The organism is Serratia sp. PL7, from assembly GCF_945957435.1.
Genome location: NZ_CAMFLB010000032.1, coordinates 23,785 through 38,026 on the forward strand (window position 1 = coordinate 23,785; position 14,242 = coordinate 38,026).

Genomic DNA, 14,242 nt, shown 5'->3' on the forward strand with positions numbered 1-14,242 from the left:
ACCACTTTAAAGATCCTTATCCTCTTCACTCCACTCTTCGCTTTCATTCAGCTCATTATTGCTGGGAATGCGTTTCTCTTCATCGGCCCATTCACCGAGATCGATCAACTGGCAGCGTTTGCAGCAGAACGGGCGATACGGGCTGACTTCACCCCAAACCACGCCTTTGCCACAGGTTGGGCATTTTACTACGGTCATATTCATTCCTTTCTCCCTCATACCCGTCGCCTTTCAAGCTGCAGCGTTGTTACCTGCACTCACTCACCCCAGTCACTTACAAAAGTAAGCTCCTGGGGATGAGTGAGCTTGGTGCCTAGCTGCAACTTGAAATTCTTAGGGTATAAAAGGTTAATTTCATATGCTAGCAACAGGCCAGCTCAAAGGTAAGACGCTCCGGCACCAGGCCGTTTTCGCTGTCTAACGGCAGGAAACGGATGGCATAGCGCGTCTTGTGGCCGGAAATCTGCGGGTAAAGCTGGTAAGCCAGGTTAATACGCAAGCGTAACAGATCTGCCCCTTCGGCGTTATCCTGGAAGAAGCCGTTGAGGCTGATCTGATTGCGAAACGGCCCGGCCTGGCGCACCAGATCCAACACGATGGTCAGCGCCTGATTCAAGGGTTCGAGGGTTTGCAACCAGTCTGCCACGTCGGCATCACGTTCATGCTGCGCTACGTGCATCCACATATGCAGCGTAGGTAAATCAAAGCTGCAACAACCGCCAGGGATGCTCAGACGTTGGCGAACCAGGCTAATCAGCCGGTCTTCACGCAGCGCCTGGCCCATACGCGGGGCAGACATCAGCGCAGAGGCACAGCCTTTCAACTGGCTGCGTAGCTGATTGACCACCGAGATATCGACACCGGGCAATTCTGCCCACTGCATTAGTTTCTGCTGCTGGCGTTCCAGCTCTTTGAGCAGTTCGGTACGTACTTCGCCACGTTCCAATACGTCTAGCAGGTCCGCAACGGTACGGAAAAAGGTCAGGGCGATAGCGGTTTCGCTCAGCGCTCTTTGGCCATGCAGTTGCTGTAATAAAAACTCGATCCGCAGCCAGGTGCGCATTTTTTCATTTAACGGGTGTTCAAAGAGAACGGTCGGGGAAGCGTCACTCATTCGGTGTGATCCTGTCGGGTCGCTGAGGTTGCCAGCTCAAGATAGTGTTGATGCAATGCGGCGACATGGGATTCAATTCCTTGTGCGCTACCGCTATTGTCAATTACGTCATCCGCCACGGCCAGACGTTGTTCGCGCGTGGCCTGTGCAGACAGAATATTCAGCGCCTGCTGACGGCTGATGCCATCGCGGGCCATGGTTCTGGCTAATTGTGTTTCGCTGTCGACATCCACCACTAAAACGCGGTCGGCACGATCCTGCAGGCCGTTTTCTACCAGCAAGGGGACTACCCATAGTACGTAACAACTCTGGGCGTTGGCTAGTTGGCGCTGCGTTTCCCGCTGGATCTGCGGGTGCAGCAACTGGTTTAGCCAGCGTTTTTCGTCGGGATCGCTGAAGATCCTCTGACGCAAAGCCGCACGGTTGAGGGATCCGTCCGCCAGCAACATTTCATTACCAAAATGTGCCGCAATGGCATCCAATGCCGGGGTTCCAGGCTCAACAACCTGGCGAGCAATGATATCCGCATCCACAATGGCCACGCCAAAACGTGCAAAGGCGTTGGCAACGGTGGACTTGCCGCTGCCGATACCGCCGGTTAATGCCACTAGGTAGGCCATGGTCAAAGGGGATCCTGATATTCTCTAAAAATTATAAACGAATCATAAAGCGATCGCGCAGAAGTGCAAGCGGGTGCGTTTGACTTGCCCTGCGGTTGGCGTTTTGAGAGGGATAATTTGAACGGCAGCATCGAGAAAATGAGGCGGCAATCACATTGGGATATCACAGGTAAATTTGTGGGATTGTACCGTAAATAAAGGCGAAATCGCAGTCTTGCCGAGCGATTATTAGTGCGTATGATAACACCACTGGAACTGGCAATAACAATACCCGCCGCCTTTCAAGGTAAAACTTGAAATTCATAGGGTAGTGGTTCGAAATCCCCTTGCGATCCGTCGCCAAAAACCAGGAAATCATAAGTCATGCGTATTGAAGAAGATTTGAAGTTAGGCTTTAAAGATGTGTTGATCCGCCCAAAGCGTTCCACGCTGAAAAGCCGCTCGGAAGTTGAACTGGAGCGCCAGTTTACCTTCAAACATTCAGGTTACAACTGGTCCGGTGTGCCGATTATTGCCGCCAATATGGATACGGTTGGCACCTTCCGCATGGCCGAGGCCCTGGCAACCTTCGACGTTCTTACCGCCGTTCATAAACACTACACCGTTGAGCAATGGGCCGAGTTTGTTCAGCGCTCGTCCGAATCTGTATTGCGTCATGTGATGGTGTCTACCGGCACTTCTGAAGCCGACTTCGTCAAGATGAAGCAGATCCTGGCACTTTCCCCGGCGCTGAAATTTATCTGCATCGACGTGGCCAACGGCTACTCCGAACACTTTGTTGCCTTCCTGAAAAAAGCCCGTGAAGCTTGTCCTAGCCATGTGATCTGCGCGGGGAACGTGGTTACCGGTGAAATGGTGGAAGAGCTGGTGCTGTCCGGTGCCGACATCGTCAAGGTCGGGATTGGTCCTGGTTCGGTCTGTACCACCCGTGTGAAAACCGGCGTGGGCTATCCGCAGCTTTCTGCGGTGATCGAATGTGCCGATGCCGCACACGGCCTGGGTGGGCAGATTGTCAGCGATGGCGGTTGTTCTGTTCCGGGTGATGTGGCGAAAGCCTTCGGCGGCGGCGCAGACTTTGTCATGCTGGGCGGGATGTTGGCCGGGCACGACGAATGTGAAGGCACCGTGGTGGAAGAGAACGGTGAGAAGTTCATGCTGTTCTACGGTATGAGCTCAGAGTCTGCCATGAAACGCCATGTGGGCGGTGTAGCCGGCTACCGTGCTGCGGAAGGTAAAACCGTCAAGCTGCCGCTGCGTGGTGAAGTCGAGTTTACCGTGCGCGATATCCTCGGTGGTCTGCGTTCTGCCTGTACTTATGTGGGCGCAGAACGTCTGAAAGAGCTGACCAAACGCACCACCTTTATCCGCGTGGCGGAGCAGGAAAACCGCGTTTTCGGCAGCAAGTAATTGCCTGACCTTGTACGGGCACAACATGTGCCCGTATCACACAGCGCGAAAATAGAGAGCATTACCCCAATACATTCCCCAATTGGAATATCGGCAAATACATCGCGATCACCAACGTCCCCACAATCCCGCCAACCACTATCATCAGCAACGGCTCCAGCGTTTGCGCCAGCGTATCGGCGAGTTCATAGGTTTGTTGTTCGTGCCAGACTGCCAGCTTGTCCAACAGAATATCCAACGTGCCGGACTCTTCCCCCACCCGCACTAATTGCTGGCACAAAGAAGGAAACAGCGGCTGTTGAGCTAGTGCGCTGTGGAAGGGATACCCTTGAGAGAGCTGCTGTTCGATCGCCGTCAGCGCCTGGCAATAAAACACAATATTCACCGATAGCTTCGCGGCGCTTAGCCCTGCCACCAGCGTCAATCCGGCCTGCTGTGTCATGGCCAGAATACGGAACACCTGGCTCAGGCAATTGCCCTTGACCAATGAGGCAATCAACGGGATACGTAGCAGCATCGCTTGCTCACGTTGTTGCCAATCTGCTAACGGATGCAACCTGCGCCAATAAAATCCTGCCAGCCCAGCCACCGCGAGCAACAGATAAGGCCCGGTAGCGATCAATGCGCCGGACAGTGTCAGCAGCCCTTGGGTAAACCAGGGCAACGGGGCATCGAATGATTGATAAATCTTGGCAAACTCTGGCAGCACCATCACTAACATCAGAATGGTGACTGAAATGGCCACCAGGCAGATAAACAGCGGGTAGCGCAGCGCCTTCAGCACTTTTTTCTGTAGCCTTTGCTGGGCTTCTTGTTGCTGTGCCAACTGTAGGCAACACCGATCCAGATTACCCGTCAATTCGCCGATGGCGATCAGTTGGCGGTAGATTAGGGGGAATACGCGATGTTGTTCTGCAATCACTTCGGAAAAGGGCTGCCCCATCGCCACGCTGTTGCTGATTTCTAACAACAGACAGCGCCAGGCTGCCGACTGATGTTCCTGAGCCAGCAACTGTAGGCTATTGACCAGCGGTAACCCGGCTTGCAACAAGGTAGCCAACTGGCGGGTGAATTGGATCATCGGCTCGCCACGCCATTGACGTGTAGAGACCCGTTTCCCCGCCCCCAGTTGGTAAGGCTGCAATCCTTGCTCCAGCAAATGCTGATAGACCTGATTTTTCCCCTCTGCCAGCATCTCGCCATGGCGAATTCCACCTTGGCTGTCGATGGCTTGCCAAGCAAACAGACGGCGAGTTTTCATGGCGTGCTCTCACCCTGTGCTGTCACCCCGACCACGCGGTACAGTTCCTCCAGCGAGGTTATCCCCTGGGCGACCAACTCCAGGCCCGCTTGCAGCAGTGTTGTTTGACCCTGCTGCTGTGCGATATCGGCCAACTTGATCACCGAGGCATTTTGCATTAGGGCATGTTGGATTTCGGGCGTGATCTTCAGCAGTTCGTAAACGCCGATCCGGCCGTAATAACCGCCAAAGCAGTGCTCACAGCCGGCCGCACGCCACGGGATCAGGGGTTCCGGCCAAATGGTGGTCGGGAAGTGCAGGATCTCAACTTGTGGATAGCGGCAATGAGGGCACAAACGCCGCACCAGGCGTTGGGCGATCACCAGTTTCAGGCAGGCCGCCAGCAGGTAACCGGGAATGCCCATTTGGGTCAGGCGGGTCAGCGTTTCGCAGGTGGAATTGGTATGCAGGGTCGATAGCACCAAATGCCCGGTTTGTGCCGCCTTGACGGCAATTTCTGCCGTTTCTTTATCGCGGATCTCGCCGATCATGATGACATCTGGATCCTGGCGCAGCAGAGCCCGTAACACGCGAGCGAAGTCCAGATCGGTTTTGCTGTTGATCTGCGTCTGGTTAATACCGAACACCGGGATCTCGATAGGATCTTCAACGCTGCACAGGTTGCTCTGTGCATCGTTCAACTGACGTAACCCGCTGTACAGCGTCACGGTTTTACCGCTGCCGGTCGGGCCGGTCACCAGGATCATGCCTTGCGGATTGCAGAGGGCATTGGCATACCACCCAAGTGCTTCCAGGCTCATACCAAGCTGCTCGAGCGGCAATTCCTGGCGATCGGTTTGCAGGATCCTCAGTACCACCTTTTCCCCATGCAGCGTGGGTAAGGTGGATATCCGCATTGAGAAACTGGCATTATCCAGCTGCACGCTGAGTTGGCCGTCCTGTGGCAGGCGGCGCTCGGCGATATCCAGTTGCCCCATGATCTTCAACCTGGCAGTGATCCTGGCCGCCAGCGAAAAGGGGGGAGAGGCAATTGCCTGCAGCACTCCGTCAATCCTGAGTCTGACGCGGAATCGTTGCTGATAAGGTTCAAAATGCACGTCAGAGGCACGCCGTTGAATGGCGCTACGCAGCGTTTGGTTAATAAATTGCACCACCGGCGTGTCGCTGTCGTCGTTAAGCGAAGGGGGCCGTTCCTCGGTATTTTCCGGTGATGGAACCAGGACGAGGGATTGCCGCTGGTTCTGTGCCTGTTCCAACCGGGCAACGGGCCATTGCTCAATCCCCACGCTTTTGCCGGTGGCGAAACGCAGAGCGCTCACCAGTGCCGCAGGGATTTCACCATGCAGGGCGATAGTCAGCCTCTGCTCGTCTTCGCTGAGTGCCAGTGCCTGATAGCGCTGGCACAGCGCGTGGATTTCATCACTGATTGCCATGCCGCCCCTCCTTTACTGCGCTGCATCATCAAAACGGAAAACTTCCTGGCAGGTTTCCTGCAAGCTGGTGTTACTACTGCTGCATTGGCGTGTCCAGCGCATGGGGCCGGTGGAGTCCATTGTGGGAGCCAGCGTCACCGTCAGGCCTTGCAGGCTCTGTGTGCCGATCAGGTTGATGGTTCCCCCGGTGACCTTGATACTGCTGACGTAACGTGTTGTCGCCCCAGCAGGGATCCCTTTGCTGCCCGCATCGCAGCCTGACGGGCCACCGCCTTCCAATGCGCACAATTCAACCGCCATTTTGTACGGCACCATGGCCTGCAACATATCGGTCATGGCGGCCTTCTGGATATAGCGCTGATAGGCAGGAATGCCAATGGCGCTGAGGATGGCGACGATGGCAATCACCACCATTAATTCGATCAGGGTAAAACCGCGTTGTGTTTCCATCTGTTGTTTCCTCCGTGTCATCAGGAGGCAACGTTAAAATGACCAACAGCGGGTGGCGAGGGCGGAATGTGGATTATGCGTGGCTGTTCCACCGCAATATGTCGGTGTTACGCGGCGTTGAAAAACAATGCGTAGTGCTTCACAACCGGGAGGAGATGATGCCTTTTTGATTATACCCCATCGGCTAGGGCCGTTGACTGAGTTGGGGGACGTCCATTTTTTCTCTAAAATTTCACACTCATGGGGTGTGATTATTCTTATCGAATAAGAATAATCCTGTATTTGGCTTTTTTTAACCAATACGATAACTCCTGGGGTTGGCTCTGATTTTATGGGTAAGTACCCTTGTTTTTATAAGAATAATCCTTCATCAATAATTCCGTAATATAATTCTTATATAATATTTATCAATAAAAATACCATTGATCTGTTTTAGAGATCACGGTATCTTTGCCCTCGCCGTAACAGAGAAGTTAATAAATATCATATATTCTGCGCTTTAATAAAGGCATGAGCTATCGTGCCTTTATATTGAGCGTAGATTTGTTCTATCATTGATGATAGACATAACTAGGGCTGCTTTATTTCACTTTTATATAAGGATGATGTTGTGAAAAAATTAAACGTTTCTGAAGCTAGCACAATCGTTGGCGGCACTTGCAAAACCTGTAGCGTTGAGTATGTAAACCTGACTCCAACCACTTGTAATGCTGTTACCACTTGTGTAGACAAAGATGGCAAGGTTGTTAGCGTTGACAGCAAGCCAGTTGCGCTGAGCAGCTGCCCTGCGCAGCCATAATGTAAACATTGGTTTCCTGTCTGACAGGAACTGATGCCAGTGCTGGTGCGGTAGGGTTTATCGCATCAGCCTGTTTGATTCTCGTGCATTTTTAATGGACTGGGATGTGACTGCTGCAAGGATTATTGCCAGCCTACCTGACTAAAACGATCAATATCCCTCCGTTATTAAGTGCTAATCGATTTACCCTTATACATTAAGGTTTGTGATTATTCACACGCAACCTTGAAAGATTTTGGGTATATGTAATTTAGGACGTAGCGCTCATGTTCAAGAAGCCCTTTTATCTTTTCGCCTATACCCTTTTGGTTATTATTATATCTTCGCTGATCACTACGGCTTATTTCCACTATTTTGTGCTGAATCAGAATGCCGGTCCTGAACAACAGACTCTGACTATGGTCAGCGAGAGCGACGTTAAAACCAGCCCGATAAACACGGATAATACGATTGTCGAGATCTTCTCTTACGGTTGCCACTATTGCGCCTTGAACGAAGAGAATGTTACCAAGATGGAAGCGCGGATGCCAGCCGGGACTCAACTGGTCCGTGTGCATATCGCCAACCTGAACAATGATGGCCTGGCGAGCTTTGCCCCGTTGTTTGCCACCCTGACGGTGATGGGCATTGAACCACAGCACCGTGAGAGCGCTTATAACGCCATTATCAAAGACAAAATCGATCTGAGTAATCCAGTCAATCGCGATAAATGGTTAACGAAAAACGGTATCGATCTTGATGCCTATAACAAGGCCAGCCAGACACCGCAGGTGGCAGAGCTACTGGACTATATGACCAAAGTATCCGGGCATTACAAAATCAGGGCGACCCCAACGTTTATCGTCAACAAAAAGTGGATGGCCGTGCAGGATCGCGATTTCCCTGAGTTTGCCGATCATCTGCTGTCACTGTTACAGCATGACAAACCGCTGGAGCAATAATGCGTTTATTTGCCGTGTGGGTGTATCTGGCGTGGAGAGAGGCGCTCACAACCCTGGCACGCGGTTCGTTGCCCTTGCGCAGAGCATACGGCAAGACGGTTTGTTGGCTGCTGCGCCACGGCAACTACCGTTGGTTCCTTGGGCTGGCGGCACTGAGCCGCTGGCTGCGATTAAATGACCGGGGCGATCGTCGGCGTGCCTTTGTGGCCGAGGCGAATAAGCAATCCCTGCTCGGGGCCGACTACCAAGGGAATTTTGCCCGCACCAGTCAGCGCCGCCGTTTACTGGAGCTGGCCGCAACCTATGGTCAGAGCCCTCAGGTCGCAGCCCAACTGGCTCGCTGCCAGGCAGAGCTTAATGCGGTCGTCGAGCCTTTGCATCAGGCAGGGCACCCAGTGGTGCTGGCACCGCTGCATATGCTCTCTGACGTGCTGGCCGGTATGGTCGGTGCCGGGGTATTTCCGGGACAGGCAACGGCGATTGTCTCCGTGAGCGTGGAGGTGTATCACGCCAAGGCGCGGGAATTAGGGGGCGTTAACCTGTCCTATTGCTCGATCCATGATGATAACCGAGAAATTGCTGGCAATCTGATGGGCGCGATTATGGAAGCGGCCGATCATCAACGCAATATCATGATTTTCCCGGATATCTCGCCGGATTACACCGTCAATACCAATACGGCGCAAACGGCAAAGCTCAGTTGCCGTCTGTTTGATCGCCCGGCCAATTTGCACAGCGGCGTGATCCGCATTGCCCGAGCGCTGTCGGCGCAGGTGGTGTTTTATTACCTGTATTACGACAAAGAGATAAAAATCCACATTGAACCGCCGATGCCGGCGCGCAGTGTGAAAGCCAGGCTACCGGAAATTGTTGAGAGTTCGATCGTCCGGCACCCTGAGGACTGGCTGTTATGGCACGCACATTCGTTATTTTTTATCAATGAATAAACCGGAAATTGAAGAAGTCAGATCATGGAAAAGATAATCCCGACGCTGGTCTTTCAAGGCGAAACTAACGAATGTGGGCTGGCCTGCATCGCCATGATGGCGGAAACCCAGGGGATTGATGTCTCGCTGGAAAGCCTGCGTGAACGCTATCCGGCCTCGCAGCATGGCACCTCGCTGGCCAGGCTGTGCGATATCATGGGCGAAATGGCGATGCCCGCTTATCCCGTGGCTTTTGAGCATGACGAACTGGCAGAACTGCCGTTGCCCGCCATTTTGCATTATGGCGCCAGCCATTACGTGGTGCTGGCCTACCGTAAAGGCAACCATGTCTGCGTGATGAATCCGGGCATTGGTCAGCAACTGTTGCCGATTGATGCGCTGAAACTGGATATCAGCGGCTATGCGCTGGTGCTGGACAATGAAACCCAGCCCGATCCGCAGGCGCTGGCCAACGTGCAGCGCAGTAAACGCTTTCGCATGTTCGACACCATGAGTCTGAAAGAAACGGCACGTATCCCCGGCATTTACCGATTGATGATACTGGCGTTTCTGATCTCGTTAACCCTGTTTATCATGCCGACGATGGTCAGTAGCGCCATCAACCAGGTCTTTTCTTCTGCGGGAAAAACAGATTTCCCCTATTTTTACTTCCTGCTGGCGTTTGTCGTTTCGACCACGCTGGCCTTCGGCGTGCGCTGGATCACCGAGCGATTTATTAAACGTTTCGTGGTGGTCAACAGCGTGGCCGGTTTCTCGCGCTTGCTCAGTAATTCACTGAATTTCTTTGATAAACGTGCACCAGGTGACGTCTTTAGCCGTTTTGCCAGTTGGCAGATGGCCTCGGGCATTAAAATCGAGCTGGATAACGGCCTGCGTACCGACTGGATCATCGGTGCCATCGCGCTAGCGGTGATGTGCTATATGAGCCCGCTGCTGGCCATGGTGTCTGGCATCAGTGTCACCCTGATGGGGCTGGTTAGCGTCTGGGCCATCTATCGTGACCGCTATTTTACCCAGCAAATGCAGGTCAAAACGGCCGATCAGAGCGACTTTATCCTTGAGAGCATTCAAGGGTTCGCCACCATCAAGTCCGCTGGGCTCGATAGCCAGCGCAAGGGCCTGTTTGCCAAATATGCCCTGGCGCTGTTTACCTGCCGCCAGCAGCAGAGAATGTACGAGCAGGTCAAAAGCAGCCTGTATCAGCTGATCGGCAGCCTGGAGATGGTGCTGTTTATGTTCCTGGCGCTGCCGTTGTTGAAAAACGAAACTATCACGCTGGGTGAGTTCTTTGCCTATAGCTTTGTGCGTGAAATCTTCACCTCTTACATCACCAAAATTTTCTATTCCATTCTGCAAAAGAATCAGCTGAATGTGATTGATACCCGCGCCCGGGATCTGTTTCCGTCACGTTCTGCACCGGCGTTAGGCAATGATGCGGTCCCTGCGCCCATCCCGTCGTTCACCTCGCAACTGCGTTATAACCATATCGCCTTTGCCTATGACGCCCAGCAACCGGTGCTGCACGATCTTTCGCTGTCGCTCAGGCCGGGGCAAAGCATTGCCATTGTCGGTGAATCTGGCGCGGGTAAAAGCACCTTGCTGAAGGTGATGACCGGCCTGATGCCACCACAGCAAGGGGACGTAATGGTGGATGGTCAGCCGCTCGATTATCAGCAGGTGCACGCGCTGTTCTTCCTGCAAAGCCAGGAGGACATCTTGTTCAATGCCACGGTGTTGGAAAACATCACGCTGTTTGATGAGAACTTTAATGAGCAAAAGCATCGGCAGATTGAGCGTTCGCTGGAGGGGCTGAATCTTGCCCCGGTGATCGAGAAATTGCCAGGCGGCCTGAATGCCCTGATCCGTGAAAGCCATGCAGGGCTGTCTCAGGGGCAACGTCAACGCCTGTTGCTGGCACGTGCCATGTACAGCGATCGTCCGGTACTGGTGTTGGATGAACCCACGGCCAACCTGGATGAGGAAACGGCGCATCAGGTGATGACCACCTTGCTGGCACATTGTCGCGAGCGGCATAAAACGTTGATCACCGTAACGCACAGCGAAAGCGTATTACCGATGTTTGATCGGGTGTTCCGCGTGAGCAATGGCCATGTGGCCAGCGTCGAAACACTACCGACACTGACTACGGCGGTGTGCTGATGAAGCTGAAACGGCTTGGCATAACCAAACGCTGGCTGGTGCCGATGGCCTTGCTGTGTTTGGTGGCGGTGGGTGCGATCGTCTGGTACGTCACTGTACCCACACAGGAAAATGCCTATGACACCGAAGAGATCACCCGTGGCGATATCGAAAAAACCGTGCTGGCCACCGGCATTCTTAAACCGGCACTGCAGGTTAGCGTTGGTGCCCAGGTTAACGGGCAATTGCAAAAGCTGTATGTGAAGCAGGGCGATCGTGTCACCCGCGGGCAGTTGCTGGCGGAAATCGATCCGACCTTGCAACAGAACGCACTGCGTAAATCGCAAGCGGCCCTGCAAAGCGCCGAAGCGCAAAAGCAAGTCACCCAGGCAACGCTCAAACAGTATCAACAGGAGCTGAAGCGTCAGCAAAAGCTGGATCGTGATGGTTCAGGGGTGAAAAGCGAATTGGAAAAGGCACAGGCGCAGTTCCAAACCCAGCTTGCCCAGTTGAAGGTTAACGACGCGCAGATCGTCCAGGCGCAGATGGAACTGGAAACGGCCAAGGCCAATCTGGGCTTTACCCGCATTGTTGCGCCGATCGACGGTGAAGTGCTGGGTATTGTGACCAAGGAAGGGCAGACCATCGTGTCGTCACAAACCGTCCCGACCATTCTGGTGCTGGCGGATGTGGATACCATGACGGTACACACCCGTATTTCGGAGACCGATATCCTGAAGGTGCGCGTGGGGCAACCGCTGTGGTTTTACGTGGTGGCCGATCCAAAACAGCGCTACGAAAGCGTGATGGGCTCGATCCAGGAAGCCCCCAATGAGGCTTTGCAGGAAGACAACGCATCAAGTTCCTCCAATCAGCAGGCTTCGGCGGTGTATTACAGCGGCGTATTTGCTATCGCCAACAGTAAGCGCTTGCTGCGAACTTCGATGACCGCCCAGGTCTTTATCATTACCGAGCAGGTGAAGAACGCCCTGCGTGTCCCGGTAGCCGCCTTTGGTGAACAACAGGGTAAAGATCGTTATCAGGTACAGGTGATGAACGGTAAACAGCTTGAGTCACGCTGGGTGCGCATCGGCCTGAACGACCGCCAGTTTGCCGAAGTAAAAGAAGGGCTGAAAGAGGGCGACCGCGTGGTATTGGCGGGGAGCGCTAGCAATGGTTAAGCCATCTTCGGCGTTGATCTCACTGAGCGGTATCTCCCGGCATTTTGTTTCTGGGTTGCAGACCGTAGCGGTACTGAAAAATGTCTCCCTCTCCATCCAACCGGGCGAGATGGTGGCGATCGTTGGTGCGTCCGGCTCGGGGAAATCCACGTTGATGAACATCATCGGCTGCCTGGATAAACCCACCGAAGGTGAGATGCAGATCAAAGGTATCTCCACCCAACTCGCCAGCAGTGAGCAGTTGGCCGAGTTACGCAGCCAGTACATTGGGTTTATCTTCCAGCGTTATCATCTGATGCCTTATCTGAGCGCCAGCGAAAACGTCGCCATTCCTGCCCTGTATACCGCGATGCCTGCGGCGGAACGCCAGACGCGGGCCGAATACCTGCTGACCCGGCTTGGGTTGCAACAGCGGATGAACTACAAACCCGCGCAGCTCTCCGGCGGGCAACAGCAGCGCGTCAGTATTGCCCGCGCGTTGATGAACGGGGCGGAAATTATTCTGGCCGATGAACCGACCGGTGCGCTCGATCGTGCCAGTGGCCAGGAGTTGATGGAAATCCTGCACTCCCTGCATCGCTCGGGGCACACCATCATTATCGTCACCCACGATCGGGATGTCGCCAACCAGGCGCAGCGTATTATTGAAATCAGCGACGGTGAAATTATTGCCGATAGGCGCAATGAAGCGGTCGCGCCACAGAAAACCCGGCCCGTATTGCCGGTGGTCGCTGCCACAGGACGCATGCCGTTTTGGCAGAGCGTACAAGAGGCGATCAAGATGGCCTGGCGTGCGCTGATGGGGCACCGTGCCAGAGCCTTCCTGTCGATGTTGGGCATCATTATCGGCGTCTCCTCCGTGGTGTCGTCGATGGCGGTGGGTGAGGGGGCAAGGCAAAATATTCTCAGGGAGATCGGCCAACTGGGCAACAGTACGCTGGAAATCCGCCCTGGTGAAGGGAGAGGGAAAGTGCGGCCTGACTTTGCGCGCGCATTGAAGGTTTCCGATGTAGAGCTGTTGGCTCGCCAGCCTTATGTCGACAGTGTATCGCCGGTGGTCAGCACTGCGGTGACCGCGGTGCGCGGTGGCAAAGAGGTTACGGTGGCGATTTCCGGCATCAGCAATGCCTATTTCCGCGTGCAGGGCCTGCATTTTATCTCTGGTAACGGTTTTACCCAGCGCGATCTGGACGAGCGGGAACCGGTGGTGATTATTGATCCGGAATTACGCGATACGCTGTTTGAAACGGATGAAACACCAGAAGGGGAAATCATCCAGCTTGGCGGTACGCCTTACCGGGTGATCGGCGTTGCCGAGCGTAAAGGCGGCAAATTCAGCGGCATGATGCTGGGTGCCTGGATGCCCTATACCGCGCTGCTGGAGCGCATGTCCGGCGATATGCCGATCGAGTCCATGACCTTGCGTGTACGTGACGGGCTTTCACCGCATGAAGTACAGGGGCGCGTGGAAAAACTATTAGAACAGGCTCATGGCCAGCGTGACTTTTACACCCAGACCAACGATCAGATGACGCAGGCCATCCGCAAGGCATCGGACTCCATGAATCTGCTGATCACCGCCATTGCCGGGATTTCACTGCTGGTGGGGGGGGTTGGCGTGATGAACATCATGCTGGTGTCGGTCACCGAGCGTACCCATGAGATCGGTATCCGTCTTTCGGTCGGCGCGCGGCCTGCGGACATCATGCGCCAGTTTCTGATTGAGGCAATGGTGATCTGCTCGCTGGGCGGGCTGATAGGCATTATTGGCTCCGGGTTGGCCGGGGTGATCTTCTCGTGGGTAACCAAAGAGTTCACCATGATCTTTACCTGGCCACCGTTGGTACTTGCCTGCGGGTTCTCTGCACTGATCGGCCTGGGCTTTGGCTTTTTCCCGGCGCGCAATGCGGCACGTCTTCATCCCACGGAGGCGCTGGCGCGCGAATGATG

The 14,242-nt window shown here is 54.2% G+C and carries 13 protein-coding genes; 7 read left to right on the forward strand and 6 right to left on the reverse strand.

Annotated features, from left to right (window positions below; genetic code table 11):
- Positions 1-6 precede the first annotated feature (6 nt).
- The 3 genes from yacG to coaE form a co-directional block, all read right to left on the reverse strand.
- Positions 7-198: a DNA gyrase inhibitor YacG gene (gene yacG, locus N6G83_RS48330; protein ID WP_024527162.1), complete on the reverse strand. Its 192-nt coding sequence runs from the start codon at positions 196-198 to the stop codon at positions 7-9.
- A 163-nt stretch (positions 199-361) separates the two neighbouring features.
- Positions 362-1,114 carry a cell division protein ZapD gene (gene zapD / locus N6G83_RS48335; RefSeq protein WP_024527161.1) on the reverse strand — a complete coding sequence of 251 codons (753 nt, stop codon included), beginning with the start codon at positions 1,112-1,114 and terminating at the stop codon, positions 362-364.
- Positions 1,111-1,734, reverse strand: a complete 624-nt coding sequence (gene coaE, locus N6G83_RS48340) for a dephospho-CoA kinase (protein ID WP_024527160.1) — start codon at positions 1,732-1,734, stop codon at positions 1,111-1,113. The genes zapD and coaE overlap by 4 nt, the downstream gene beginning before the upstream one ends.
- Positions 1,735-2,097: 363 nt before the next feature.
- Here coaE and N6G83_RS48345 point away from each other — a divergent pair, with 363 nt between their 5' ends.
- Positions 2,098-3,141, forward strand: a complete 1,044-nt coding sequence (locus N6G83_RS48345) for a GMP reductase (protein ID WP_065687081.1) — start codon at positions 2,098-2,100, stop codon at positions 3,139-3,141.
- Positions 3,142-3,202: 61 nt separating this feature from the next.
- Here the strand turns inward: N6G83_RS48345 and hofC are convergent, their stop codons facing one another.
- Genes hofC through ppdD form a run of 3 tightly spaced genes read right to left on the reverse strand, consistent with a single transcriptional unit; the run spans position 3,203 to position 6,285 of the window.
- A complete protein-coding gene (gene hofC / locus N6G83_RS48350) occupies positions 3,203-4,402 on the reverse strand; it encodes a protein transport protein HofC (protein ID WP_199063504.1) in 1,200 nt (399 codons plus the stop codon).
- A complete protein-coding gene (gspE, locus tag N6G83_RS48355; RefSeq protein WP_211136022.1) occupies positions 4,399-5,835 on the reverse strand; it encodes a type II secretion system protein GspE in 1,437 nt (478 codons plus the stop codon). Before gspE ends, hofC begins: the two co-directional genes overlap by 4 nt.
- A 12-nt stretch (positions 5,836-5,847) precedes the next feature.
- Positions 5,848-6,285 carry a prepilin peptidase-dependent pilin gene (ppdD, locus tag N6G83_RS48360; RefSeq protein ID WP_024527157.1) on the reverse strand — a complete coding sequence of 146 codons (438 nt, stop codon included), beginning with the start codon at positions 6,283-6,285 and terminating at the stop codon, positions 5,848-5,850.
- A gap of 610 nt (positions 6,286-6,895) precedes the next feature.
- Here ppdD and N6G83_RS48365 point away from each other — a divergent pair.
- The 6 genes from N6G83_RS48365 (at position 6,896) to N6G83_RS48390 (ending at position 14,240) form a co-directional block, all read left to right on the forward strand.
- On the forward strand, positions 6,896-7,084 hold the full coding sequence (locus tag N6G83_RS48365; protein ID WP_071784393.1) for a DUF4762 family protein: 189 nt from the start codon (positions 6,896-6,898) through the stop codon (positions 7,082-7,084).
- A 266-nt stretch (positions 7,085-7,350) separates the two neighbouring features.
- The gene (locus tag N6G83_RS48370) at positions 7,351-8,025 is read left to right on the forward strand and encodes a DsbA family protein (RefSeq protein WP_211136023.1); all 675 of its coding nucleotides are present in this window, start codon (positions 7,351-7,353) and stop codon (positions 8,023-8,025) included.
- Positions 8,025-8,972 (forward strand): ABC transporter, encoded by a 948-nt coding sequence (locus tag N6G83_RS48375; protein WP_199063501.1) that lies wholly within the window; start codon positions 8,025-8,027, stop codon positions 8,970-8,972. The genes N6G83_RS48370 and N6G83_RS48375 overlap by 1 nt, the downstream gene beginning before the upstream one ends.
- Before the next feature lie 24 nt (positions 8,973-8,996).
- Positions 8,997-11,132 carry a peptidase domain-containing ABC transporter gene (locus tag N6G83_RS48380; protein ID WP_024527153.1) on the forward strand — a complete coding sequence of 712 codons (2,136 nt, stop codon included), beginning with the start codon at positions 8,997-8,999 and terminating at the stop codon, positions 11,130-11,132.
- Positions 11,132-12,292, forward strand: a complete 1,161-nt coding sequence (locus tag N6G83_RS48385; protein ID WP_211136024.1) for an efflux RND transporter periplasmic adaptor subunit — start codon at positions 11,132-11,134, stop codon at positions 12,290-12,292. Before N6G83_RS48380 ends, N6G83_RS48385 begins: the two co-directional genes overlap by 1 nt.
- Positions 12,285-14,240, forward strand: coding sequence for an ABC transporter permease (locus tag N6G83_RS48390; RefSeq protein WP_211136025.1), 1,956 nt, complete (start codon positions 12,285-12,287; stop codon positions 14,238-14,240). The genes N6G83_RS48385 and N6G83_RS48390 overlap by 8 nt, the downstream gene beginning before the upstream one ends.
- Positions 14,241-14,242 lie beyond the last annotated feature (2 nt).